General features: G+C 53.1%; 27 protein-coding genes and 1 other annotated feature. Of the genes, 13 read left to right on the top strand and 14 right to left on the bottom strand.

Features of this window, described 5'->3' with window-relative positions:
- Positions 1-254: 254 nt before the first annotated feature.
- From clpB to rluD, 3 genes are all read right to left on the bottom strand, one after another.
- The gene (clpB, locus tag ACTJJA_RS23745) at positions 255-2,828 is read right to left on the bottom strand and encodes an ATP-dependent chaperone ClpB (RefSeq protein ID WP_440669326.1); all 2,574 of its coding nucleotides are present in this window, start codon (positions 2,826-2,828) and stop codon (positions 255-257) included.
- Between the two features lie 129 nt (positions 2,829-2,957).
- Complete coding sequence (gene yfiH, locus ACTJJA_RS23740; RefSeq protein ID WP_440669325.1) at positions 2,958-3,689, bottom strand: purine nucleoside phosphorylase YfiH; 732 nt, start codon at positions 3,687-3,689, stop codon at positions 2,958-2,960.
- Positions 3,686-4,666, bottom strand: a complete 981-nt coding sequence (rluD, locus tag ACTJJA_RS23735) for a 23S rRNA pseudouridine(1911/1915/1917) synthase RluD (RefSeq protein ID WP_010434127.1) — start codon at positions 4,664-4,666, stop codon at positions 3,686-3,688. Before rluD ends, yfiH begins: the two co-directional genes overlap by 4 nt.
- A 131-nt stretch (positions 4,667-4,797) precedes the next feature.
- Between rluD and bamD the strand changes: the two genes are divergently transcribed.
- The 4 genes from bamD (at position 4,798) to pheA (ending at position 7,566) form a co-directional block, all read left to right on the top strand.
- A complete protein-coding gene (gene bamD / locus ACTJJA_RS23730) occupies positions 4,798-5,535 on the top strand; it encodes an outer membrane protein assembly factor BamD (RefSeq protein WP_010434129.1) in 738 nt (245 codons plus the stop codon).
- Positions 5,536-5,804: 269 nt separating this feature from the next.
- Positions 5,805-6,146 carry a ribosome-associated translation inhibitor RaiA gene (gene raiA, locus ACTJJA_RS23725; protein WP_008502470.1) on the top strand — a complete coding sequence of 114 codons (342 nt, stop codon included), beginning with the start codon at positions 5,805-5,807 and terminating at the stop codon, positions 6,144-6,146.
- 103 nt (positions 6,147-6,249) lie between these two features.
- Positions 6,250-6,375 (top strand) — a sequence feature (Phe leader region).
- The gene (pheL, locus tag ACTJJA_RS23720) at positions 6,251-6,298 is read left to right on the top strand and encodes a pheA operon leader peptide PheL (RefSeq protein ID WP_100249759.1); all 48 of its coding nucleotides are present in this window, start codon (positions 6,251-6,253) and stop codon (positions 6,296-6,298) included. Its footprint overlaps the feature before it by 48 nt.
- A 30-nt stretch (positions 6,376-6,405) precedes the next feature.
- Positions 6,406-7,566, top strand: a complete 1,161-nt coding sequence (gene pheA / locus ACTJJA_RS23715) for a bifunctional chorismate mutase/prephenate dehydratase (protein WP_010434130.1) — start codon at positions 6,406-6,408, stop codon at positions 7,564-7,566.
- Here the strand turns inward: pheA and ACTJJA_RS23710 are convergent.
- The 3 genes from ACTJJA_RS23710 to aroF are packed head-to-tail and all read right to left on the bottom strand — an operon-like array spanning position 7,563 to position 10,698.
- A complete protein-coding gene (locus tag ACTJJA_RS23710) occupies positions 7,563-8,435 on the bottom strand; it encodes an SMP-30/gluconolactonase/LRE family protein (RefSeq protein WP_440669324.1) in 873 nt (290 codons plus the stop codon). The two genes, pheA and ACTJJA_RS23710, sit on opposite strands and share 4 nt — an antisense overlap.
- A gap of 60 nt (positions 8,436-8,495) precedes the next feature.
- Positions 8,496-9,617, bottom strand: a complete 1,122-nt coding sequence (gene tyrA, locus ACTJJA_RS23705) for a bifunctional chorismate mutase/prephenate dehydrogenase (protein ID WP_120159269.1) — start codon at positions 9,615-9,617, stop codon at positions 8,496-8,498.
- Positions 9,618-9,627: 10 nt separating this feature from the next.
- Positions 9,628-10,698, bottom strand: coding sequence for a 3-deoxy-7-phosphoheptulonate synthase AroF (aroF, locus tag ACTJJA_RS23700; protein WP_440669323.1), 1,071 nt, complete (start codon positions 10,696-10,698; stop codon positions 9,628-9,630).
- 215 nt (positions 10,699-10,913) lie between these two features.
- Between aroF and ACTJJA_RS23695 the strand changes: the two genes are divergently transcribed.
- The 4 genes from ACTJJA_RS23695 to ACTJJA_RS23680 all read left to right on the top strand — a co-directional run bounded on the left by ACTJJA_RS23695 (position 10,914) and on the right by ACTJJA_RS23680 (position 13,687).
- Positions 10,914-11,288, top strand: a complete 375-nt coding sequence (locus ACTJJA_RS23695; protein WP_431138944.1) for a DUF2799 domain-containing protein — start codon at positions 10,914-10,916, stop codon at positions 11,286-11,288.
- Between the two features lie 153 nt (positions 11,289-11,441).
- Positions 11,442-11,978, top strand: coding sequence for a YfiR family protein (locus ACTJJA_RS23690; protein WP_172411144.1), 537 nt, complete (start codon positions 11,442-11,444; stop codon positions 11,976-11,978).
- On the top strand, positions 11,971-13,191 hold the full coding sequence (gene dgcN, locus ACTJJA_RS23685) for a diguanylate cyclase DgcN (RefSeq protein WP_148400952.1): 1,221 nt from the start codon (positions 11,971-11,973) through the stop codon (positions 13,189-13,191). Before ACTJJA_RS23690 ends, dgcN begins: the two co-directional genes overlap by 8 nt.
- A 13-nt stretch (positions 13,192-13,204) precedes the next feature.
- Complete coding sequence (locus ACTJJA_RS23680) at positions 13,205-13,687, top strand: OmpA family protein (protein WP_108416517.1); 483 nt, start codon at positions 13,205-13,207, stop codon at positions 13,685-13,687.
- 2 nt (positions 13,688-13,689) lie between these two features.
- Here the strand turns inward: ACTJJA_RS23680 and ACTJJA_RS23675 are convergent, their stop codons facing one another.
- The 7 genes from ACTJJA_RS23675 to ffh form a co-directional block, all read right to left on the bottom strand.
- Positions 13,690-15,060: a PepSY-associated TM helix domain-containing protein gene (locus tag ACTJJA_RS23675; RefSeq protein ID WP_440669322.1), complete on the bottom strand. Its 1,371-nt coding sequence runs from the start codon at positions 15,058-15,060 to the stop codon at positions 13,690-13,692.
- A gap of 38 nt (positions 15,061-15,098) precedes the next feature.
- On the bottom strand, positions 15,099-15,503 hold the full coding sequence (locus tag ACTJJA_RS23670; RefSeq protein WP_420986296.1) for a DUF2946 domain-containing protein: 405 nt from the start codon (positions 15,501-15,503) through the stop codon (positions 15,099-15,101).
- Positions 15,504-15,634: 131 nt separating this feature from the next.
- Positions 15,635-15,982 (bottom strand): 50S ribosomal protein L19, encoded by a 348-nt coding sequence (rplS, locus tag ACTJJA_RS23665; protein WP_002914145.1) that lies wholly within the window; start codon positions 15,980-15,982, stop codon positions 15,635-15,637.
- Positions 15,983-16,025: 43 nt separating this feature from the next.
- Positions 16,026-16,793 carry a tRNA (guanosine(37)-N1)-methyltransferase TrmD gene (gene trmD, locus ACTJJA_RS23660; RefSeq protein WP_010434154.1) on the bottom strand — a complete coding sequence of 256 codons (768 nt, stop codon included), beginning with the start codon at positions 16,791-16,793 and terminating at the stop codon, positions 16,026-16,028.
- Between the two features lie 31 nt (positions 16,794-16,824).
- Positions 16,825-17,364, bottom strand: a complete 540-nt coding sequence (rimM, locus tag ACTJJA_RS23655; RefSeq protein WP_021241995.1) for a ribosome maturation factor RimM — start codon at positions 17,362-17,364, stop codon at positions 16,825-16,827.
- A 15-nt stretch (positions 17,365-17,379) separates the two neighbouring features.
- Positions 17,380-17,628, bottom strand: a complete 249-nt coding sequence (rpsP, locus tag ACTJJA_RS23650; protein ID WP_003863133.1) for a 30S ribosomal protein S16 — start codon at positions 17,626-17,628, stop codon at positions 17,380-17,382.
- Positions 17,629-17,744: 116 nt separating this feature from the next.
- Positions 17,745-19,106, bottom strand: coding sequence for a signal recognition particle protein (gene ffh, locus ACTJJA_RS23645; protein ID WP_003863132.1), 1,362 nt, complete (start codon positions 19,104-19,106; stop codon positions 17,745-17,747).
- A 166-nt stretch (positions 19,107-19,272) separates the two neighbouring features.
- Between ffh and ACTJJA_RS23640 the strand changes: the two genes are divergently transcribed.
- Positions 19,273-20,064: a cytochrome C assembly family protein gene (locus tag ACTJJA_RS23640; RefSeq protein ID WP_126817660.1), complete on the top strand. Its 792-nt coding sequence runs from the start codon at positions 19,273-19,275 to the stop codon at positions 20,062-20,064.
- 18 nt (positions 20,065-20,082) lie between these two features.
- Entirely contained in the window at positions 20,083-21,369 is a 1,287-nt protein-coding gene (locus ACTJJA_RS23635; protein WP_089600713.1) for an HlyC/CorC family transporter, read from the top strand.
- Positions 21,370-21,420: 51 nt separating this feature from the next.
- Here ACTJJA_RS23635 and grpE read toward each other — a convergent pair whose 3' ends face one another.
- Positions 21,421-22,014: a nucleotide exchange factor GrpE gene (grpE, locus tag ACTJJA_RS23630; protein WP_139157916.1), complete on the bottom strand. Its 594-nt coding sequence runs from the start codon at positions 22,012-22,014 to the stop codon at positions 21,421-21,423.
- A gap of 122 nt (positions 22,015-22,136) precedes the next feature.
- Between grpE and nadK the strand changes: the two genes are divergently transcribed.
- The 3 genes from nadK to bamE all read left to right on the top strand — a co-directional run bounded on the left by nadK (position 22,137) and on the right by bamE (position 25,239).
- Entirely contained in the window at positions 22,137-23,015 is an 879-nt protein-coding gene (gene nadK / locus ACTJJA_RS23625) for an NAD(+) kinase (RefSeq protein WP_042717523.1), read from the top strand.
- Positions 23,016-23,100: 85 nt separating this feature from the next.
- A complete protein-coding gene (gene recN, locus ACTJJA_RS23620; RefSeq protein WP_431138955.1) occupies positions 23,101-24,762 on the top strand; it encodes a DNA repair protein RecN in 1,662 nt (553 codons plus the stop codon).
- A 138-nt stretch (positions 24,763-24,900) separates the two neighbouring features.
- Entirely contained in the window at positions 24,901-25,239 is a 339-nt protein-coding gene (bamE, locus tag ACTJJA_RS23615) for an outer membrane protein assembly factor BamE (RefSeq protein WP_014884883.1), read from the top strand.
- Positions 25,240-25,425 lie beyond the last annotated feature (186 nt).

The following is a 25,425-nucleotide window of genomic DNA, read 5'->3' as shown; positions in this document are numbered from 1 at the left end:
GTGTGCATATTACGCTTTCCCGCTTCAGAGTCAAGCGTTTATTTTCGCTTTTCTCTGCTGACCCGGCGGCGTGTGTGCCGTTGTTCCGTGTCAGTGGAGGCGCATTATAGAGAGTAATTCCGAAGCTGCAAGGATAAAGTGAAAATTATTTACTGACTGCTCACTTTCCAGGCAAAGCACATCCCAGACCTCAATTTTTGCCTGGTTTTTAAACAAAAACGAGCCGCAAGCGGCTCGTTTTTGCGTTTTGTGATTTACTGCACTGCAACAATGCGATCGTCGTTGGCTTCGAGACGGATAACTTTGCCAGGAATCAGCTCCCCGGAAAGGATCTGCTGCGCCAGCGGGTTTTCGATCTGCTGCTGGATAGCTCGTTTCAATGGACGCGCACCGTACACCGGATCGTAACCATTCTCGCTCAGCAGTTTCAGCGCATCGTCGGAGATGTGAATTTCATATCCACGCTCCTCCAGACGTTTATACAGACGCTGCAGCTGGATCTGCGCAATCGACGCAATGTGTTTCTCACCCAGAGGATGGAAGACCACCACTTCGTCAATACGGTTGATAAACTCCGGACGGAAGTTTTGGCTGACCACACCAAGCACCAGATCCTTCATATGACCGTAATCCAGTTCACCGAAGCGTTCCTGAATCAAATCGGAACCCAGGTTCGACGTCATAATCACGACTGTATTACGGAAATCGACCGTTCTCCCCTGCCCGTCGGTCAGACGACCATCATCCAGCACCTGCAACAGGATGTTGAACACATCCGGGTGTGCTTTTTCCACTTCATCCAGCAGGATGACGGAGTAAGGACGGCGGCGAACCGCTTCTGTCAGATAGCCCCCTTCTTCATAACCGACATATCCCGGAGGCGCACCAACCAGACGCGAGACGGAGTGTTTCTCCATAAACTCGGACATATCGATACGCACCATCGCGTCGTCGCTGTCGAACATAAAGTTAGCCAGCGCTTTACACAGCTCGGTTTTACCGACACCGGTTGGCCCCAGGAACAGGAACGAACCGATTGGACGATTAGGATCGGAAAGCCCTGCACGGCTACGACGAATAGCGTTGGAAACAGCCTCAACCGCCTCGTTTTGTCCAATCACGCGATTGTGGAGATCCTGCTCCATGCGCAGCAGTTTTTCACGCTCGCCTTCCAGCATGCGTGCCACTGGAATACCGGTCCAGCGCGCCAGCACTTCAGCAATTTCTGCATCCGTCACTTTATTACGTAACAAGCGCATCGTTTTGCCTTCGGACTGCGTCGCAAGCTCAAGCTGTTTCTCCAGCTCAGGGATTTTGCCGTACTGTAGTTCAGACATACGCGCCAGGTCACCGACGCGACGCGCCTGCTCAATGGCAATTTTTGCCTGTTCCAGCTCTGCTTTGATCGTCTGGGTGCCAGAAAGGGACGCTTTCTCCGCTTTCCACTCTTCTTCTAACTCAGAGTACTGACGTTCTTTATCGTCCAGCTCTTCGTTCAGCATATCCAGGCGTTTCTTACTGGCTTCATCAGACTCTTTCTTCAGCGCCTGCTGTTCCAGCTTGAGCTGAATAATACGGCGGTCAAGACGGTCCAGCTCTTCCGGTTTCGAGTCAATCTGCATACGAATGCTCGATGCCGCTTCGTCGATCAGGTCAATCGCTTTGTCCGGCAACTGACGGTCAGCAATATAACGATGCGAAAGCGTCGCTGCGGCCACTATCGCCGGGTCCGTAATCTGCACATGGTGGTGCAGCTCATAGCGCTCTTTCAGGCCACGCAGGATCGCGATGGTATCTTCAACGCTTGGCTCAGCAACAAATACTTTCTGGAAACGACGTTCAAGAGCAGCATCTTTCTCAATGTACTGACGGTACTCATCCAGAGTAGTTGCACCAACGCAGTGAAGTTCACCACGCGCCAGCGCAGGTTTCAGCATGTTCCCGGCATCCATTGCGCCGTCTGCTTTACCTGCACCGACCATGGTGTGCAACTCGTCGATAAACAGAATGACGTTGCCTTCCTGTTTCGCCAGGTCGTTAAGCACGCCTTTGAGACGCTCTTCAAACTCGCCACGGTATTTCGCACCGGCCACCAGCGCGCCCATATCCAGCGCCAGCACGCGGCGGCCTTTCAGGCCCTCCGGCACTTCGCCGTTGACAATACGCTGCGCCAGCCCTTCAACAATGGCGGTTTTACCAACACCAGGTTCACCAATCAGCACCGGGTTGTTCTTGGTACGACGTTGCAGTACCTGGATAGTACGGCGAATTTCTTCGTCACGGCCGATCACCGGGTCAAGTTTGCCCTGTTCAGCACGCTCGGTCAGATCGACCGTAAATTTCTTCAAAGCCTGACGTTGGTCTTCGGCTCCCTGATCGTTCACGCTTTCACCTCCGCGCATTTTCTCAATCGCCTGAGTCACATTGGCGGTGGTTGCACCAGCAGATTTCAGCAGGTCGGTTAAGGTACCGCGTGATTCAAGCGCCGCCAGCACAAAAAGCTCTGACGATATAAAGTTGTCACCACGTTTTTGCGCCAGCTTGTCGCAAAGGTTCAGCACGCGCACCAGATCCTGAGACGGTTGAACGTCACCACCGGTACCTTCTACCTGCGGTAAACGGCTCAGCGCCTGATCGATAGCGGTGCGTAACTGGCCAGCATTAATGCCAGCGGACGTTAATAAAGGACGTACCGATCCCCCTTCCTGATTCAGCAAGGCGCTCATTAAATGAAGAGGTTCGATAAATTGGTTGTCGTGCCCCAGTGCGAGAGACTGGGCATCGGCGAGAGCAAGCTGGAATTTATTAGTAAGACGATCCAGACGCATAACTCCTCCCATTACAGGTCAAATTTGCTACTGGAGATTAAATGAGGTCATCCCTCAATTATTCAAGGTTAATGACCTGAATTATGTGAAAAGAAAACGGCACGTGCCGGATCGTCTTGATTCTTTAGGTTATATCAGCCAAATGAAACTTGCCATACGACCCGTCGTCTTGTCGCGGCGATAAGAGAAAAAATCACCCTTTTCGGTGAAGGTACAGCGATCGCCGCCGAAGATCTGCGTCACGCCGACATTATTCAGGCGCTGGCGCGCAAGCTGGTAAATATTGGCGTGGTATTTTTCCCCGGACGGGAGGAAAGCATCCGCTGCCTGCGGATCTTTTTCCATAAAGGCTTCGCGGACCTCTGGGCCCACTTCAAATGCGCGAGGACCAATGGCCGGGCCGAGCCAGGCGATGATATTGTCTGGCTCATCGTTAAAGCAGGCGACAGTCTCTTCCAGCACACCTTCACACAGACCACGCCAGCCCGCATGAGCTGCCGCGACTTCAGTGCCCGCACGGTTACAGAACAGAACCGGCAGGCAGTCAGCGGTCATCACGGCGCACACCGTTCCTGGCGTGTTGCTGTAGGAGGCATCGGCACGTTTAGACGCATAGGGTTCCCCCGACAGCGTCAACACATCCTTGCCGTGAACCTGCTCAAGCCAGACCGGTTTAGACGGTAACTTGCCCGCAGCAAACAGACGTTTACGGTTTTCTTCAACGTGTTCCAGGTTGTCACCACAGTGCGCGCCGAGGTTCAACGATTCCCACGCCCCCTGGCTCACACCGCCGATTCGGGTCGAACTGCAGGCAGCCACGCCTTCGGGCAGCGGCCACTCTGGAACAATCAGTTTGGTCATAACCAGTCCACGTGATCCTTATGTTCTTCAAAATCAGCGCGCATGGCGTCGATAAGTTCCACCATATCCTGCGGGATTGGCGCATGCCATTCCATCTGAATCCCCGTAATCGGGTGGTAAAGACGCAGCATGGTTGCGTGCAGTGCCTGACGGTCAAACTTACGCAGCACAGAAATGAACTCATCAGACGCGCCTTTTGGCGGACGAGGACGACCACCGTAAACCTGATCGCCCACCAGCGGATGGGTAATGTGCGCCATATGCACGCGGATCTGGTGAGTACGGCCGGTTTCCAGACGCAGACGCAGACGCGTATGTATGCGGAAATGTTCCATGATGCGGTAGTGCGTCACCGCCGGTTTACCCATCGGGTGCACCGACATATGGGTACGTTTGGTCGGGTGGCGACTGATAGGCTCTTCAACCGTACCGCCAGAGGTCATATGACCAATGGCTACCGCTTCATACTCACGGGTGATTTCGCGCAACTGCAGGGATTCCACCAGACGGGTCTGAGCAGGAACGGTCTTTGCCACTACCATCAGACCCGTGGTGTCTTTATCCAGACGGTGCACAATACCGGCGCGCGGTACATCAACGATTGGCGGATAATAATGGAGAAGTGCGTTAAGTACCGTACCGTCAGGATTCCCCGCGCCCGGATGAACAACCAGGTCGCGCGGCTTGTTGATCACCAAAATGTCATCATCTTCATAGACGATGTCCAGTGGGATATCCTGCGGCTCGAAGCGGATTTCCTCTTCGATTTCAGCATTGATGGCGACAGCTTCCCCACCTAACACTTTCTCTTTTGGTTTGTCCCAGATCTTGCCGTTTACCATCACGCGCTGGTCAAGGATCCATTCTTTTATGCGTGAACGCGAATAATCAGGGAACAATTCGGCCAAAGCCTGATCTAAGCGTTGACCGAGCTGATTTTCGGAGACTGTTGCGGTGAGTTCTACTCGTTGTGCCATAAACTGCTTCTTCGTTTAACGTTGGGTTTTACGGCTTTGCCGTTTAATATAGTGTGCTATTGTAGCTGGTCTTAATCGGGAGCAGGAACAGAGTTTCTCCCGGACAAACATTTGAGGAAAGTCAAAACGTCATGACGCGCATGAAATATCTGGTGGCAGCGGCCACGTTGAGCCTGGCTTTGGTGGGCTGCTCCGGTTCAAATGAACAGGTCCCTGACAATCCGCCGAATGAAATCTATGCGACTGCACAACAAAAGTTGCAGGACGGTAACTGGAAACAGGCGATAACGCAACTGGAAGCGTTGGATAATCGCTATCCATTTGGTCCCTATTCACAACAGGTACAGTTAGATCTTATCTACGCGTACTATAAAAATGCCGATCTTCCGCTGGCTCAGGCCACCATCGATCGCTTCATGCGTCTGAACCCAACTCATCCTAACATCGATTATGTCATGTATATGCGCGGACTGACCAACATGGCGTTGGATGACAGTGCGCTGCAGGGCTTCTTCGGCGTGGATCGTTCTGACCGTGACCCGCAGCACGCACGTGATGCCTTCAATGACTTCTCCAAGCTGGTGCGCGGCTACCCGAACAGTCAGTACATTACCGATGCCACCAAGCGTCTGGTGTTCCTGAAAGATCGTCTGGCGAAATATGAATACTCCGTGGCTGAGTACTACACCCGCCGTGGCGCTTGGGTTGCTGTGGTTAACCGTGTTGAAGGTATGCTGCGTGACTACCCGGACACTCAGGCAACGCGCGATGGCCTGAAGCTGATGGAAAATGCCTATCGTCAGATGCAGATGACTTCGCAGGCTGAAAAGGTCGCGAAAATCATCGCCGCGAACAGCAGCAACACCTGACAGAAGCGTCAATGCAAATCGGCAGCCTCAGGGCTGCCGATTTTTTATTCATTTCTGTCACCCGCTGAAGCGCTTTAGCCTCAACACATCCAGTCAACTATGGCCCCAATTTTTATCTTCGACAAGGTAAATCTCACCTCTTCCTGCCCTGCCTCACAAAAAAGATTCCCTGACAAAAAGTGACAAAATAACGTGATCTAAATCACACATTTTGACATTAGGTCGGGTATGCTGGAATCACCAAGACGGAAAGACAAGAGGTAAAATTTATGACAATGAACATTACCAGTAAACAAATGGAAATTACTCCGGCAATTCGCCAGCACGTCGCAGACCGTCTCGCCAAACTGGATAAATGGCAAACACATTTGATTAACCCACATATCATTCTGTCCAAGGAACCGCAGGGTTTCATCGCTGACGCAACTATCAATACTCCAAACGGCCATCTGGTCGCCAGCGCAAAACATGAAGATATGTATACCGCTATTAACGATTTGATCAACAAGCTGGAACGGCAGCTCAATAAAGTGCAACACAAAGGTGAAGCCCGTCGCGCCACAACATCGGTGAAAGACGCCAGCTTCGCGGAAGAAGTTGAAGAAGAGTAATCCTTTAAATTGAGTGTACCGCCAACGCGCCTTCGGGCGCGTTTTTTATTGACAGGGTGAAAACAGTACGGGTACTTTAACGGTATCAATTTCAGGATGACTTTATGAAACTTACGCCGTTCTTCTTCGCATTCTTTTTTACCTTCCCCTGACTGGGAGGCGTTTCGTCGTGTGATAAAGAATGCGAAGACGAACAACAAGGCCTCCCACAGCGGGAGGCCTTTTTTATTGATAACGATAAAACGAGACAGGCAACACTATGACACCGGAAAACCCGTTACTGGATCTGCGCGTAAAAATCAGCGCGCTGGACGAGAAATTACTGGCGCTGTTGGCCGAACGCCGCGCCCTCGCCGTCGAGGTGGGTAAAGCCAAGCTGGACTCTCACCGCCCCGTGCGCGATATCGACCGCGAGCGCGATTTACTGGAACGGTTGATTCAGCTCGGCAAAGCGCATCATCTTGATGCCCACTACATCACCCGTCTGTTCCAGCTCATCATCGAAGATTCCGTTCTGACCCAGCAAGCGTTGCTCCAGCAGCATCTGAACAAAACCAACCCGCACTCTGCACGCGTCGCGTTCCTCGGTCCAAAAGGCTCCTACTCCCACCTGGCTGCGCGCCAGTACGCAGCCCGCCATTTCGAAGAGTTCATTGAGAGCGGCTGTGCAAAGTTTGCTGATATTTTCAATCAGGTAGAAACCGGCCAGGCGGATTACGCCGTGGTGCCTATTGAGAACACCAGTTCCGGCGCCATTAATGATGTCTACGATCTGCTCCAGCACACCAGCCTGTCGCTGGTTGGCGAGCTGACAATCCCAATCGACCACTGCGTGCTGGTCTCCGGCTCAACCGATCTGAGCAAGATCGAAACGGTTTACAGCCATCCTCAACCGTTCCAACAGTGCAGCCAGTTCCTGAACCGCTATCCGAACTGGAAAATTGAGTACACCGAAAGCACCTCGGCGGCGATGGAAAAAGTGGCGCAGGCTAACTCTCCAACCGTCGCCGCGCTCGGCAGCGAAGCGGGTGGCGCGCTGTATGGCCTGCAGGTGCTTGAACGCAATCTGGCAAACCAGACGCAAAACATCACCCGTTTCGTGGTGCTGGCGCGTAAAGCTATTGATGTCTCGGATCAGGTTCCGGCAAAAACGACCCTGCTCATGGCCACCGGCCAGCAGGCAGGCGCACTGGTTGAAGCGCTGTTGGTACTGCGTAATCACAATCTGATCATGACAAAGCTGGAATCACGTCCGATCCACGGTAATCCGTGGGAAGAGATGTTTTACCTCGATATCCAGGCCAACCTGGAATCTGCATCCATGCAGAAAGCCCTGCGCGAACTCGGCGAGATCACGCGCTCCATGAAAGTGCTGGGCTGCTATCCGAGCGAGAACGTGGTCCCGGTTGACCCGGCTTAATGTTCAATAAATCGACTTTTCTTCATCCCTGCCACGCTGAGGGGCAGGGTGAAGATGGCACCGGAGAGGGGGTACTTCGCCACCTCTTCCGCATCCATATTTTCCCGCGTGGTGGTAATAAACAGCGTTTTCATGTCATCACCGCCAAAACAGACCATCGTCGGGCAACGTACCGGCATGCGGTATTCTTCAAGTTGCTCCCCTTGCGGTGAAAAACGGGCAATACGCCAGCCGTCAAACAGCGCGCTCCAGTAGCAGCCTTCTTCATCCATAGCCGCACCGTCGGGTATGCCTTCCCCCTCGTTAAACCGGTGAAACGCCTCGCGCTTGCCGGGTTCGCCCTGCTCATCAAGCGGCGTACGGTAGATCACGCCGTTTGGCGTGTCTGAGGTAAACATCCACTGCTTGTCCGGACTAAACGCTAAGCCGTTATGCCCGTGAATATCACACTGGATCACTTTCGGCGTCAGGTCGTTATCGATACGCATCAGCATGGCACCGTTATAATCTCCCGGACCCCAGAAGGTGCCTGCATAGAACCGTCCCAGATGGTCGGTACCCCCGTCGTTAAAACGAGCAAGCTGCGGGTTGGACGGGTTATCGCACACCTTGCGCCGGAGCAGACCGTGTTTATCGGTCAGCCAGATCCCCGTACGCATCGCCACAATAAACCCGCCGCGCTCACGCAGCGCGAAACAGCCCACCTCTTCGTGAAAAGAGAGCACGGAGTGTTCTGCCCTGGGCAGATGATAACGATGGATCTCCCCTTCCAGAATATCCGCCCAGTAGAGCGCATTCTCTTCCGCACTCCACGTCGGGCACTCTGGCAAATGTCCGGTGTAATTCAACAGCAGCTGCGGTTCAGCCATGACAAGTCCCCAAAATGAAAAAAGCCAGCATTGCTGGCTTTCAGTATATACATCCTCGCATTACTGGCGACTGTCATTTGCCTGACGCAACAGCGTGCGGCTTTCACTCTGGAAACGCGTGGCGTAATCGCCGAACCAGTGCTCTACCTTACGGAAGCTGTCGATAAACGCCTGCTTGTCTCCATGCTCCAGCAGGGTAATAGCTTCGCCAAAGCGCTGATAGTAGCGCTTGATCAGCGCCAGGTTGTTTTCGGAGGACATAATAATGTCCGCGTAAAGCTGTGGATCCTGAGCAAACAGGCGCCCGACCATCGCCAGTTCCAGACGATAGATAGGTGAAGAGAGCGCCAGCAGTTGTTCAAGCTGCACGTTCTCTTCCGCCAGATGCAAACCATAGGCAAAGGTTGCAAAGTGGCGCAGCGCCTGAATGAAGGCCATGTTCTGGTCGTGCTCAACCGCGCTAATGCGGTGCAGTCGCGCCCCCCACACCTGAATTTGTTCCAGGAACCACTGGTATGCTTCCGGCTGACGCCCATCACAGTAGACGACTACCTGCTTCGCCAGGCTGCCACTGTCCGGGCCAAACATCGGGTGCAGACCCAGTACCGGGCCTGTATGCGCAGCCAGCATTGCCTGCAGCGGACCATTTTTGACGGAAGCCAGATCCACCAGAATGCAATCATCCGGTAAAGGAGGAAGCTTCCCGATGATCTGCTCCGTCACGTGGATCGGGACGCTGACAATAACCATTCCGGCATCTTTCATGAGTTCCGGGGCATGCTCCCAGTCCTCTTTTTCCAGAATGCGTACCTGGTAGCCAGAAAGCGTCAGCATTTTTTCAAACAGACGGCCCATCTGACCGCCGCCGCCGACAATCACAACCGGGCGCAGCGAAGGACAAAGGGTTTTGAAGCCTTTGTCATTTTCACTGGAGTAAGATTCGCGCATCACGCGGCGCAGGACATCTTCAATTAAATCCGGAGAAACGCCCAGCGCCTGAGCCTCTTTACGGCGGGAGGCGAGCATAGAGGCTTCGCGTTCCGGGACGTAAATCGGCAGGCCGTATTTGCTTTTGACCTCACCCACTTCAGCCACCAGCGCCATGCGGCGCGCCAGCAGGTCCAGCAGCGCCTTATCCACTTCATCAATTTGATCGCGTAATGCGGTCAATTCAGCAACCATAACTACCCTCTTAAGCCAGACGCGTCGCCAGCTGGCCGTTCAAATCTTTGTGGATCTCACGCAGCAGTGCATCGGTGGTTTCCCAGCTGATGCAGGCATCCGTCACGGAGACGCCATGCTTCATCGCACTGCGCGGTTGTTCAGATGACTGATTGCCTTCATGAATGTTGCTCTCAATCATCAGACCGATAATGGAACGGTTGCCATCTTTAATCTGTGCGATCACCGATTCCGCAACCGCAGGCTGGCGACGGTAATCTTTATTCGAATTACCATGACTGCAATCTACCATCAGCGCCGGACGCAGTCCTGCCTGTTCCATCTCTTTTTCACACTGCGCGACATCAGCCGGGCTGTAGTTTGGCGCTTTACCGCCGCGCAGGATCACATGGCCATCGGGGTTGCCCTGCGTTTGCAGCAGGCACACCTGGCCCGCCTGGTTGATACCGACAAAACGGTGCGGCATTGAGGCAGCGCGCATCGCGTTAATCGCCGTCGCCAGACTGCCATCGGTACCGTTTTTAAAACCGACCGGCATCGACAGGCCAGACGCCATCTCGCGGTGAGTTTGCGATTCCGTAGTACGCGCGCCAATCGCGGACCAGCTGAACAGATCGCCCAGGTACTGCGGGCTGTTCGGATCCAGCGCTTCGGTTGCCAGCGGCAGCCCCATGCTTACCAGTTCCACCAGCAGGCGACGCGCAATTTTCAGTCCTGCTTCCACATCAAACGAGCCATCCATGTGCGGATCGTTAATCAACCCTTTCCAGCCCACGGTAGTACGTGGCTTCTCAAAATAGACGCGCATCACCAGATAGAGGCTATCGCTGACCTCCTCCGCTAATGCTTTAAATCGACGAGCGTACTCAATGGCGGTTTCAGGATCGTGAATGGAGCAAGGACCGCAAACCACCAGCAGGCGCGGGTCGCGGCCAGCGATGATGTCAGAAATGGTCTGGCGCGAGTGCTCGATTTGAGCTTCCTGCGCAATGCTCAGCGGAAATTCCGCTTTAAGCTGATCCGGAGTGATTAAAACCTGTTCGTCAGTGATATGTACGTTATTCAGCGCGTCTTTTTGCATGATGGCGATCCTGTCAAGCTCGTTTGCGATAGTTGGTTTTCCTCGAAGAGGTGAAACCACCATACCATAAAAAGTAAACATTTCAATCCAAAATACGTACACATTAGTTTACAGAAGCCAATTTATAGCAAAAATCAGCCGATAAAAACGTAAACTTTAAATTACACACAGATTTTCTTTAGCCAGGCTATGCTGAAGAAAAAAGGAGAATGGCTATGCGTTCAATTGCTCTTGTGCTGTTGTCGCTGTTTTTATCGGGTTGCCAGATCAATCCTTACACCTTCCAGCCTGACTGGACCAGCCCGAGTTGGTTTGATGCAGGTAAAGAAGACGCCATGAATGGCCTGCCGGTTAAAGATAATCAAACCCTGGCCGATAGTTTTAACGACCCCCATGTCGATCGGAGTGAATATCTTCGGGGTTATACTGACGGTCAGAAGAAAGTGTGTGAAGAGGGTTTTATTCACGCATGGGGACTAGCAGGTAAATCTTTTCCTGCCAGTTGTGATACTGCCGAAAATGCAGCAAAGCTGCATGAGTCATGGCAAAAAGGGATGGATGAAAGTATGAGTACCAGCAGACTTAATTGAGTCTGGCTTTTAATGTCCAAATATAAGCAATTGTAGGATTTAGCTTAAGTCTGGCCTGCGATTTTTCTGACATAATGACGGCGTTGATAAACAATGGTATTCTGCCAACAACTCTTGAAGACAACTATTTCCAGAGCAGTGTGGCGGAATCTGGTGAGAAATTTATTCTTGATCTCTTTGTTCCGATTCACTCTGGTGATAATGCTGTTCTTTACGGCAGGTTCAGCGACGGCAGCTCCGTTCACAGATACCGATAAATCGGTACGTTCGATTGTTTCCGGTATTGTGAGCTATACCCGATGGCCTTCACTCTCAGGGCAGCCTAAGCTCTGTATTTATGCTTCATCTCACTATACGCAAGTACTCAGCAGTGAAGATGCGCAAAGCCAGTTACCTTATACTCCTGTCATTGTACGTAACGATCAGGAAGCACTCTCCGCGACGTGCGATGCTATTTATTTCGGGGCTGAATCGCCTGCAAAACAACTTGAATTAATTAGTCAATATCAGGGCCGAGCGTTGCTATTAATCTCAGAGCAAAATCCTGAATGTGTTATTGGCAGTGCATTTTGCCTGATAACAGAACAGAACCAGGTCAGATTTTCCGTCAATCTGGATGCATTGACGCGCAGTGGCGTGCGCGTCAATCCAGATGTATTAATGCTTGCACGGAATAAAAAGCATGAATAAGGATTTCGCCTCTACACCGCGTCCGACGTTTAAAAGAACGTTGCGCCGGATCAGCATGATAAGCGTCATCATTACAATGACATTTATATGGTTGTTGCTGTGTTTCGCTTCCGTGGTGACATTAAAGCAATACGCGCAAAAGAATCTCGAACTCACCGGCTCAACCATGAGTCACAGCCTTGAAGCCTCATTGGTTTTCAATGATTCACTCGCGGCCAATGAAACACTTGCTGCCCTTGGGAAACAGGGGCAATTTGCCGTGGCGGAAGTTCTCAATGCCCACCAAAAACGTTTCGCTTACTGGTCATGGGATCCGGAAGATAACACCGACACCCTGGGTGCGCTGGTCAGCCGCTGGCTGTTTCCTGTCCCTGTTGCACAACCGATCGTGCACAACGGCACGGTGATTGGCGAAATTCGCCTTACCGCACGAGACAGCCTTATCAGCCACTTTATCTGGCTGTCGTTTGCTGTCCTGACCGGCTGCATTCTGTTTGCTTCTGCCGTTGCGCTCACCATTACACGTTCCCTGCATCACGGCATGGTTACGGAGATGCAGAATATTACCGACGTCGTCCATGACGTGCGCGCCAACCGTAATTTCTCCCGTCGGGTGACGGAAGGCCGTATTGAAGAATTCCACCAGTTTGGCGAAGACTTCAACAGCCTGCTGGATGAGATGGAAGAGTGGCAGCTTAAGCTCCAGGCCAAGAATGCCCAGTTGCTACGTACTGCCATGCACGACCCCTTAACCGGGCTGGCTAACCGCGCTGCGTTTCGTAATAGCATTGCGGCACTCATGAACGATTCATCGGCAAAGGCAAACTCGGCTCTGCTTTTCCTCGATGGGGATAACTTCAAGTTTATCAACGATACCTGGGGACATGCGGCAGGTGACGGCGTGCTGATTGAAGTCGCCAGCAGGATGGTTGAGTTTGGTGATAAACGTCATCAGTCATACCGCCTCGGCGGGGACGAGTTCGCCATGGTGCTGTACGGCGTCCATTCTGAGCGTGAAGTTCAACATATTTGTGCTGCGCTTTCGCAGCAGTTTATCCGTCCGTTTGATCTGCATAACGGGCAAACTGCATCATTGTCACTCAGCATTGGCTTCGCTCTGGCGTGGGAAAATGCCTCCGTGGAAGCATTACTGGAGCAAGCCGACCGCAATATGTACCTGGTCAAGAATCAGCGTACAAAAACAATAACTTAGAAAGGAATGTACTATGTTAAAGCGATATATCGCACCCTTGTTACTCGGATCGCTGGCCCTGGCTGGCTGCCAGACACCGCCAGGTAAATTTACACCAGAACAAGTTGCGGCGATGAAATCTTACGGCTTTAACGAACTGAATGGCGACTGGTCCCTGGGGCTGTCGGATAAAATCTTATTTGATAAAAATGATGCAAGACTGCGCCCGGAGAGCGAAACACAGATCCAGACCATGGCCTCACGTCTGGCGGCAACCGGTCTGAACCACGCCCGGATGGACGGCCACACGGATAATTATGGTGAGGATAGCTATAACGAAGCGCTCTCGTTAAAACGCGCCAATGCCGTTGCAGATACCTGGGCAAAGGGTGCGAATATCCCACGCAGTAACCTCACCACGCGGGGATTAGGCAAAAAATATCCCGTTGCCAGCAACAGCACCTCGCAAGGGCGCGCTGAAAACCGCCGGGTCGCGGTAGTCATCAGCACGCCATAAGGTTATTTAACGGAGGATTCGGCGAGCGACACGCCTGACGCCGCTCGCCAGCGTAGCCAGTCGACAAAGATAAACAAGGCCAGACTAACGCCCATCACCGGCAACGCCAGTCCCAGCAGAGCACTAACCACTATCGTGACCCCCCTCCCCCGGAATGACAGCGCCAGCCAGCTCTGACAAAGCGTCTGCACCGGGTTCGCAGCTGACCTCGGCGGACGACGCATCCACCACATTCGGTATCCCCAGATAATGAGCACGCAAAGGGCAAGTCCGAATGCAACGAGCAGCAGCTGATTCACCAGCCCGAATAAGATCCCCATATGGAAATCCACGCCCCAGCGGGTCAGTTTTGCCATTAACGGGAAATCCTCAAAGCGGGTTCTGTCGATGACCTGCATCGTATTGGGATCAACCGCAACGGCATCAACCTGCGTTGGCCAGCTGCGATCGATTTCCGTTACCGTCCAGGCTCGATCGGACGTACTGGCGGGGCGGATCTCAAGCTTGTTAGCATCAATTCCTGCCTTTCGCGCAGCACTCAGCACGCCATCAAACTGCGTCAGATCCATCGCCATCTCCGGCACGATCGTTCCCCCATGATGGCCGCGATGTTCGGCGTGTTCGTCCATGACCATGGGCGTACCGGAGAGCATTGTATTGACCTGCGGCGTCAGCCAGTTCATCTCAGCACGCAGCTTATCAACGTTCCCCCCCGCCCACTGGGACCAGGTCAGGCCGGTTGCTGAGAATAACAACATTCCGCCCAGCAGCGCCCAGCCTAACGCCACATGCACTCGACGTCGGTTCTGAAAGGGGTTATTAATGCGCCGTTTGGGTCGGGTATAAAACCACAGCGCAATGCCGCCGAGCGCAGCGACCCACATCCACGAGGCCGCCAGCTCGCTGTAGAGCCTCCCAACATCGCCCAGCATCAGCGACGTATGCAGGTAATCAATGGTCTGACGCAGCGGTAAAATCCCGCTGGTGCCGTATACCGTCATATCCCCCAGCACCGCCAGGCTTATCGGATCGACAAAGATAGCCCGATGTTCCGATGGACCAAGCGACGGGTCAGCAAACATCACGCGGGTGGCTTCACCTTCAGCCAGCCCCGGACGAACGGCGTGCAAACGCAGATCTGATCCAACGGTTTTTTCCGCCACGGCAATTTGTTTCGCCAGCGGCTGCAACTCGCCCACGGAATTCGTGTGGAGCGCGTGCCGGTAGAGCGCATTCTCCAGCTGCGGGGTTGCCACATACAGCGTACCGGTCAGCGCGGCGAAGAAGATAAACGGGCCGACAAACAGCCCGACGTAGAAATGAAGGCGACGCAGCAGGTTTCCCCATGCCGCGCGCGGAGTGCAGGTAGTCATACTTTTCCTTTTTAAGGCAGTAAGTTATCGATTTATTTTTAAAGGGAAAAAGCAGACTGCCGCGGCGGCGCGCGGGTATCAGGGTAAAGCCAGGGGAAAAAATGCCAGTGGCTGACCGCCTGGCGCGGAGGCTTAACGCGCAGCCTTTGCAGCACCGCGCTTAGCAGGACGATCAGCGCCAGCATCACGCCAGGAACATGCGCTAACAGCACGCAGTAGCCGCAGGCCTCCGCATGGTCAACAGGCATGGAATGCTGCATATCGCCGTGATGGTCATCCACCGACATCATGCTCATATCATGATGCATGCCCGGCATGGCGCTCATGGGATCTTTTTGCAGCGAGACGGAGATAAGCGGCGCGACCACGATCAGCAGGATCGCAAACAGCGCGGTCAATGCCGCTGCGCGTTTCCCATTATGCTGATGCAGTACGTTATCCACTTACCCTCCGGTGAAGAGGCAAGCATTGTAAATGATTTATGTCGAAAGAGTTAATGCGTGAGATGCGATTACAAAAAAAAGGGCCAGCCTTTCGGCCAGCCCTTTCTAACAGGATGTCGCTTAAGCGAATCTTAGTTCAGACGCTCTTTAATACGAGCAGACTTACCAGTACGCTCACGCAGGTAGTACAGTTTAGCTTTACGTACAGCACCACGACGTTTAACAGCAATGCTGTCAACTACCGGAGAGTGAGTCTGGAAGACACGCTCAACGCCTTCGCCGTTGGAAATTTTACGAACAGTGAATGCAGAGTGCAGACCGCGGTTACGAATAGCGATAACCACGCCCTCGAATGCCTGCAGACGTTTTTTGGAACCTTCAACAACCCATACTTTCACTTCCACGGTGTCACCTGGACGGAAGGAAGGTACGTCCTGCTTCATCTGCTCTTGTTCAAGTTGCTTAATAATGTTGCTCATAATTTAATCTCTTATCCTGGGTAAACTGATATTCGGGAGCGTATTACGCATTCCCATCATGTTCATGCTGCTGGTGCGCGTGTTCAGTTTTGAACTCGGCCAGCAGCTTTGCTTGCTCTTCAGTCAGAGCCAGGTTTTCCAGAAGTTCAGGTCTTCTAAGCCAGGTTCGGCCCAGCGACTGCTTCAAACGCCAGCGACGTATCTCGGCATGGTTTCCTGACAGTAACACTGCCGGGACGTCCATCCCTTCTAACACTTCAGGACGAGTATAGTGTGGACAGTCCAGCAATCCATCGGCAAAAGAATCTTCCGTTGCCGAAGCTTCATGGCCCAGTACCCCCGGAATAAACCGGGCGACGGAATCAATCAGCGTCATTGCGGGTAACTCACCACCGCTGAGAACGTAATCGCCGATAGACCATTCTTCGTCAATCTCGGTTTGAATTACGCGCTCATCTATCCCTTCGTAGCGACCACAGACCAGAATCAGCTTTTGATTCGTCGCCAGTTCGCTCACGCCCGCTTGATCAAGCTTGCGTCCCTGAGGTGACAGATAAATCACCTTTGCGCCTTCACCTGCCGCGGCTTTTGCTGTGTGAATGGCGTCCCGTAAGGGTTGCACCATCATTAACATCCCCGGTCCGCCGCCGTAAGGACGATCGTCCACGGTACGGTGCCGGTCATGAGTGAAGTCACGAGGACTCCAGCTCTGGATGCTCAGCAGGCCATTCTTTACTGCCCGGCCAGTTACCCCGTAATCGGTAATCGCGCGGAACATTTCAGGAAACAGGCTAATTATGCCAATCCACATAGCGCCGTCTTTTACCGTTTATCCGGAGAATTTAAAAACCAGGATCCCAATCTACTTCAATGGTTTGAGTAGTGAGATCGACTTTCTTGATAACCTGTCCATCGAGGAACGGAACCAACCGCTCCTTGATGCCAAATGCATCTTTCAGGTTTGCCTTAATGACGAGAACGTCATTTGACCCGGTTTCCATCATATCGATGACTTTCCCCAGGCTGTAGCCTTCGGTAGTGACTACCTGGCAACCCATAAGGTCTTTCCAGTAGTAGTCGCCCTCTTCCAGCTGTGGCAACTGCGACGAATCCACGACAATTTCACAATTAGTCAGGGCATTCGCGGCATCACGATCGTCAACGCCTTTCAGCTTGATGATGATGTCCTGATTGTGGTGACGCCAGCTTTCCAGCTCGACCTCTTCCCACTTACCGCCTTTCTGGATAAACCAGGGCTGGTAATTAAAAATGCTATCAGCGTCTTCAGTGGAGGAAAACACTCTGAGCCAACCACGGATACCGTAGCAAGAACCCATTTTTCCCAATACGATCGGTTCAACAGGTGCTTTATTGCTCATCATGACCACCGTGACAGATTAAGCTGCTTTGTTTGCTGCTTTGATCAGCGTAGCAACGCGATCGGAAACAGTAGCGCCCTGGCCAACCCAGTGAGCGATACGATCCAGATCCAGACGAGTTTCTTCTTCTGCGCCAGCGGCCAGTGGGTTGAAGAAACCAACGCGCTCGATGAAGCGACCGTTGCGTGCATTACGGCTGTCAGTCACAACAACCTGGTAGAACGGACGCTTTTTAGCGCCGTGACGAGCTAAACGAATAGTAACCATAACATCCTCTTGTGTGAATAAAACAACCGGGCCCCATCGAGGAACGGAGCCCGGGTGTCATATTAAAAGCCCGAAAATTTTACTCATTTTCGGGCAAAAAGCAATCTCAAAAGCGATTAACGCCCTGGAAAACCGGGTGGCATCATGCCTTTCATGCCGCGCATCATCTTCGCCATGCCGCCTTTCTTCATTTTCTTCATCATGCGCTGCATGTCGTCGAACTGTTTCAGAAGGCGGTTTACGTCCTGCACCTGCATGCCGCAACCGGCCGCGATACGGCGTTTACGGGAACCTTTGATGATTTCTGGCTTCGCACGCTCTTTCAGCGTCATCGAGTTGATGATCGCCTCCATACGCACCAGCACTTTGTCATCCATCTGGGATTTTACGTTGTCAGGGATCTGGCCCATGCCCGGCAGTTTGCCCATCAGGCTGGCCATGCCGCCCATGTTTTTCATCTGACGCAGCTGCTCAAGGAAGTCGGTAAGATCGAAACCGTCACCTTTTTTCAGCTTGCTGGCCAGCTTCTCGGCCTGCGCGCGGTCAACCTTGCTCTCGATATCTTCGATCAGCGACAGCACGTCGCCCATGCCGAGAATTCGGGAAGCAATGCGGTCCGGATGGAACGGCTCCAGCGCTTCGGTTTTCTCACCGACGCCGAGGAACTTGATTGGCTTACCGGTGATATGACGAATGGAGAGCGCCGCACCGCCGCGGGCGTCGCCGTCCACTTTGGTCAGCACCACGCCGGTTAACGGCAGCGCTTCGTTAAACGCTTTCGCGGTATTCGCCGCATCCTGACCTGTCATGGCGTCAACAACAAACAGGGTCTCTACCGGGTTGATAGAGGCATGCACCTGCTTGATCTCGTCCATCATCGCTTCGTCGACGTGCAGACGACCGGCGGTATCCACCAGCAGCACGTCGTAGAATTTCAGCTTCGCTTCTTTCAGCGCCGCGTTAACGATGTCGACAGGCTTCTGCGCCACGTCTGACGGGAAGAAATCCACGCCAACCTGCTCTGCCAGCGTTTCCAGCTGTTTGATCGCCGCCGGGCGATAGACGTCTGCAGACACTACCAGCACTTTTTTCTTATGCTTTTCGCGCAGGAATTTACCCAGCTTACCAACGCTGGTCGTTTTACCCGCACCCTGCAGGCCCGCCATCAGCACCACGGCCGGAGGCTGAGCGGCCAGGTTAAGCACCTGGTTCTCTTCGCCCATCGCCGAAACCAGCTCGTTACGTACGATTTTGACGAACTCCTGACCCGGAGTCAGGCTCTTGTTAACTTCATGTCCAACCGCTTTTTCTTTTACGCGGTTGATAAAATCACGCACGACCGGTAACGCAACGTCTGCTTCGAGCAGCGCCATGCGCACTTCGCGCAGCGTTTCCTTGATATTCTCTTCGGTGAGGCGTCCGCGGCCGCTGATGTTGCGCAGCGTGCGCGACAAACGATCGGTTAAATTATCAAACATTGTCTTTCGCCTGGGGTAGAAACGTTGGGTCGCGTAAGCGACACATACACAGAATTTTGCCGGAGTATAACATGAAGGCAGCTTTGTTGTTATGCAACGGTTGGAGCACGCGTCACGTAACGTTATACTGCTTATCTTTCTTATTAAGACAACTGTCGACGCCTATATGCCTGTTTTCGCACTGATCGCCCTTGTTGCCTACTCTATCAGCCTCGCGCTGATCATTCCTGGCCTGCTGCAAAAAAACAGCGGCTGGCGGCGCATGGCTGTTCTTTCGGCGGTGATAGCATTGATAAGCCATGCTTTTGCGCTGGAATCTCGCATTATTCCTGGCGACGGCAGCGTGCAAAACCTGAGCGTATTGAATGTCGGCTCACTGGTCAGCCTGATGATTTGTACGGTGATGACCATTGTTGCGTCCAAAAACCGCGGCTGGCTTCTGCTGCCGATTGTTTATGCCTTCGCGCTGATCAATCTGGCGTTAGCCACGTTTATGCCCAATGAGTTCATTACCCATCTGGAAGCGACGCCGGGGATGCTGGTGCATATCGGCCTGTCGCTGTTTGCCTACGCGACGCTGATTATTGCGGCGCTTTACGCCATGCAGCTCGCCTGGATTGATTACCAGTTGAAGAACAAAAAGCTGGCCTTCAATCACGAAATGCCGCCGCTGATGGTCATTGAGCGTAAGATGTTCCACATCACCCAGGTCGGCGTGGTGCTGCTGACGCTCACGCTCTGCACCGGTCTGTTTTATATGAAGAACCTGTTCAGCGTGGAGAATATCGATAAAGCGGTACTCTCCATCATCGCGTGGTTTGTCTATATTGTCCTGTTATGGGGCCATTATCATGAAGGCTGGCGCGGTCGTCGCGTAGTCTGGTTCAACGTCGCGGGCGCGGGCATTCTTACCCTTGCCTATTTTGGAAGTCGCTTCATACAGCAATTTGCTGGCTAAGTAACAAAGGAGTTCCCCCTGGAACACATCTCCACCACCACGCTGATCGTCACCCTGATCATCATGGTGGTCATCTCCGCCTATTTCTCAGGCTCGGAAACCGGCATGATGACGCTCAACCGCTACCGGTTACGTCACCGCGCCAAACAGGGTAACCGTGCCGCCCGCCGTGTCGAAAAGCTGCTGCGTAAACCGGATCGCCTGATCAGCCTTGTGCTTATCGGTAATAACCTCGTCAACATTCTCGCCTCGGCACTGGGCACCATCGTCGGGATGCGCCTCTATGGCAACGCTGGCGTCGCGATTGCCACCGGGGTACTGACGTTTGTCGTGCTGGTGTTTGCTGAAGTACTGCCCAAAACCATCGCCGCGCTTTACCCGGAGAAGGTCGCCTACCCGAGCAGCTTCCTGCTGGCACCGCTGTTGATCCTGATGATGCCGCTGGTCTGGCTGCTGAATATGGTGACTCGCCTGCTGATGCGCATGGTTGGCATCAAAGCAGACGTCACCATCAGCAGCGCGCTCAGCAAAGACGAGTTGCGCACCATCGTGAATGAATCCCGCTCGCAGATCTCCCGGCGCAATCAGGACATGCTGTTGTCGGTACTGGATCTGGAAAAAGTCAGCGTGGACGACATCATGGTGCCGCGTAACGAGATCGTTGGGATTGATATCAACGACGACTGGAAAGCCATCGTCCGACAGCTGACGCACTCCCCACACGGGCGCATCGTGCTGTATCGCGATTCTCTGGATGACGCCATCAGCATGCTGCGCGTGCGTGAGGCGTATCGTCTGATGACAGAGAAAAAAGAGTTCACTAAAGAGGTGATGCTGCGCGCCGCAGATGAAATTTACTACGTACCAGAAGGGACACCGCTCAGCATACAGCTGGTGAAGTTCCAGCGTAACAAGAAGAAAGTCGGTCTGGTGGTTGATGAGTACGGCGATATTCAGGGATTAGTGACGGTCGAAGATATTCTGGAAGAGATTGTCGGTGACTTTACCACATCCATGTCGCCTTCCCTTGCCGAAGAAGTCACCCCGCAAAATGACGGCTCGGTGCTGATCGACGGCAGTGCGAACATCCGTGAACTCAATAAAGCTTTCAACTGGCATTTACCGGAAGATGAAGCGCGCACCGTAAATGGAATGATTCTGGAAGCGCTGGAAGAGATCCCGGCAGCAGGAACGCGTGTGCGTATTGAACAGTATGATATTGATATCCTGGACGTGCAGGACAATATGATTAAGCAGGTGAAAGTCCTGCCCGTTAAGCCTCTACGCGAAAGTATTGCCGAATAAAATGTAGGCCGGGTAAGGCGAACGCCGCCACCCGGCACTACAGGCAGCACATTACGCTTTCGCTTTCGCCACGGTCACCATTGCCGCGCGAATGGTACGGCCGTTCAGGGTATAACCTTTCTGCATCACACCCAACACCTTACCGGCTTCAATCTCTTCAGATTCCACCATGGCGATCGCCTGGTGTACGTTCGGATCCAGCGGTACATTGGTATCGGCAATCACTTCCACGCCAAACTTACGCACCACGTCCAGCATCGACTTCAACGTCAGTTCGATACCTTCGATCATTGCCGCGTTATCCGGATTCGCTTTGTCTGCCACTTCCAGCGCACGATCCAGGCTATCGATGACCGGCAGCAGTTCATTGACGAATTTTTCCAGCGCAAATTTGTGCGCTTTCTCAACGTCCAGCTCGGTACGACGACGCAGGTTTTCCATTTCCGCTTTGATACGCAGCACGCCATCGCGTTCGCGATTTTGCGCTTCTACCAGCTGGGCTTCCAGGTTGGCAATTTTTTCATCGCGCGGGTCCACCTGCTCAGCAGACGCTTCTGGCTCTACAGCCTCAACTTCATCGTGCTGTTCCGTGATAATTTCTTCAGGGGCTTGCCCCTCAGGCGTTTTCTGTTCTTTACTACTCATGAATTTCTCCGCGTTTTTCTGCATTCATCTCGCTAACTTCGCTTATTATGGGGATCAGTTTCCGGGATTCAAGGGAACAAGACAGATTGTCATCATTCATCAGGCACAAGGACCTCCAGAAAATGAATAATCATTTCAGGTGTATTGGGATCGTCGGGCATCCGCGTCACCCTACCGCATTGACGACACATGAAATGTTGTATCGCTGGCTGTGTGGCAAAGGCTATGAAGTGATGGTCGAGCAGCAGATTGCTCAGGAGCTGCAGCTGAAGGGCGTTAAAACCGGCACGCTGGCAGAAATTGGTCAGCAGGCGGATCTCGCCGTGGTGGTGGGCGGCGACGGCAACATGCTTGGCGCAGCCCGCACGCTGGCGCGTTATGATATTAAGGTCATCGGCATCAACCGTGGCAATCTCGGTTTTTTAACCGATCTCGACCCGGATAACGCCCAGCAACAGCTGGCTGACGTGCTGGAAGGGCACTACATCAGCGAAAAACGTTTTTTACTGGAAGCGCAGGTGTGTCAGCAGGACTGCCAGAAGCGCATCAGCACCGCGATCAACGAGGTGGTTCTCCATCCCGGTAAAGTGGCGCACATGATTGAGTTCGAAGTGTATATCGACGAAATCTTTGCCTTTTCGCAGCGCTCTGACGGGCTGATTATCTCAACGCCTACAGGCTCTACCGCCTACTCGCTTTCCGCTGGTGGCCCAATCCTGACACCATCACTGGATGCCATTACCCTGGTACCGATGTTCCCGCACACGCTCTCCGCCCGCCCGCTGGTTATCAACGGCGACAGCACGATTCGTCTGCGCTTCTCACACCGCCGTAATGACCTGGAGATCAGCTGCGACAGCCAGATAGCGCTGCCGATCCAGGAAGGTGAAGATGTCCTTATTCGTCGATGTGATTACCATCTGAATCTGATTCATCCGAAAGATTACAGCTATTTCAATACATTGAGTTCAAAACTCGGCTGGTCAAAAAAATTGTTCTGATTTTGCATCCAGCACTTTACTGTATAAAAAACCAGTTTATACTGTATGAAAACACAGTTATGGTTTTTCATACAGGAAAACAATTATGCTGGCACAACTGACCATCAGCAACTTTGCCATTGTTCGTGAGCTTGAGATCGACTTCCACAGCGGCATGACGGCAATCACCGGTGAAACCGGTGCGGGTAAATCTATTGCCATTGATGCCCTCGGCTTGTGCCTTGGCGGCCGCGCAGAGGGCGATATGGTGCGCCGGGGCGCAACCCGTGCCGACCTGTGCGCCCGCTTTTCCCTGAAAGACACCCCTGCAGCCCTGCGCTGGCTGGAAGCGAACCAGCTCGAAGAAGGACGTGAGTGTTTACTCCGCCGCGTCATCAGCAGCGACGGTCGTTCCCGCGGTTTTATCAACGGTACAGCGGTCCCCCTTTCCCAGCTTCGCGAGCTTGGCCAGTTGCTTATCCAGATCCACGGTCAGCACGCGCATCAACAGTTGATTAAACCCGAGCAGCAGAAGGCCCTTCTTGATGGCTACGCAGGTGAGTACGCGCTTACTCAGCTTATGGCGGAACACTATCGCCAATGGCATCAGAGCTGCCGTGAACTCGCTCAACACCAGCAGCAAAGTCAGGAGCGAGCAGCCCGTGCGGAACTGCTGGCGTATCAGCTTAAAGAACTGAACGAATTCAACCCGCAGGCGGGAGAGTTTGAGCAAATCGACGAAGAGTACAAACGTCTGGCTAACAGCGGTCATTTACTTTCAACCAGCCAAAATGCGCTCAACATGCTGGCAGATGGCGAAGACGTAAATCTACAGAGCCAGTTGTATAACGTCCGTCAACTGGTTACCGAACTGGTCGGGATGGACAGTAAACTCTCTGGCGTCCTGGATATGCTGGAAGAAGCGGCTATTCAGATCTCCGAAGCGGGTGACGAACTGCGCCACTACTGTGAACGTCTGGATCTCGACCCGAACCGTTTGTTTGAGCTTGAGCAGCGTATATCCCGTCAGATCTCACTGGCGCGTAAGCACCACGTCACGCCGGAGGAGTTGCCAGCCTTTTATCAGTCTCTCCTTGATGAACAACACCAGCTCGACGATCAGGCTGATTCACTGGAAACGCTGTCTCTGGCGGTAAACCTGCACCATCAGCAGGCGCTGGCAACGGCGAAACAGCTGCACGATATCCGTCAGCACTATGCGCAGGAGTTAAGCCAGCACATCACCGACAGCATGCACACCCTGGCGATGCCGCACGGCGTGTTCAGTATTGATGTTCGCTTCGAAGAGAGCCACCTGACTGCGGAAGGCGCGGATCGCATAGAATTCCGCGTCACCACGAACCCAGGTCAGCCTTTGCAGGCCATCTCTAAGGTCGCCTCCGGCGGCGAACTGTCGCGTATTGCACTGGCGATTCAGGTGATTACCGCGCGTAAAATGGAAACCCCGGCGCTGATTTTCGATGAAGTGGATGTAGGGATCAGTGGTCCGACAGCGGCCGTTGTAGGCAAACTGTTGCGCCAGTTGGGCGAATCGACTCAGGTGATGTGTGTCACCCATCTTCCACAGGTGGCTGGCTGTGGTCATCATCACTTTATCGTCAGCAAAGAGACGGATGGTGAAATGACCGAAACGCACATGAAACCGCTGGATAAACGTGCGCGTCTGCAGGAGCTGGCACGCCTGCTCGGTGGTAGCGAAGTCACCCGCAATACGCTCGCGAATGCGAAAGAACTGCTGGCGGCATAAACTTTTTCGGGATCTCAGAGTCATAGAGAACAACAAAAACGCCGCCAGACCGGTTTCAAAGTGGGGCAAGGTCTATTATCATCGGCATATTACATATGAGCCGCGTTCTGCTCGGGCCCGAAAAGGAATCAAATCACTATGCGTTGTAAAATGCTGACCGCTGCCGCAGCGGTTCTTCTGATGTTGACCGCAGGCTGTTCCACTCTGGAGAAAGTGGTTTACCGTCCTGACATCAACCAGGGGAACTACCTTACCCCTAACGATGTGTCCAAAATCCGTGTGGGGATGACACAACAGCAGGTCGCTTATGCACTGGGAACCCCGATGATGTCCGATCCATTCGGTACAAATACATGGTTCTATGTATTCCGTCAGCAGCCAGGCCACGAAGACGTGACCCAGCAGACCTTGACGTTGACCTTCAGCAGCGCCGGTGTCTTAACCAACATCGACAACAAGCCTGCCCTGACCAAGTAATCAGGTCGTCAGAAATGCAAAAAGGTGCTCAATGAGCACCTTTTTTGTTTTCCGTTGATTCCCTCGCCCCTTTGGGATGTACAGTCCGGGGACATGGTAGACAGGTGTTCGGGGACATGGTGAACACTTTTTAACATCCTTTACCCATGGTGATCGACTTTTTCTTCAGGTCGATCACCCCCACTT

Source organism: Enterobacter sp. 22452, assembly GCF_052045065.1.
Classification (GTDB): Bacteria; Pseudomonadota; Gammaproteobacteria; order Enterobacterales; family Enterobacteriaceae; genus Enterobacter; species Enterobacter mori.
The sequence above is the reverse complement of the archived record's forward strand: the minus strand, read 5'-3'. Positions and strand labels throughout refer to the sequence as shown.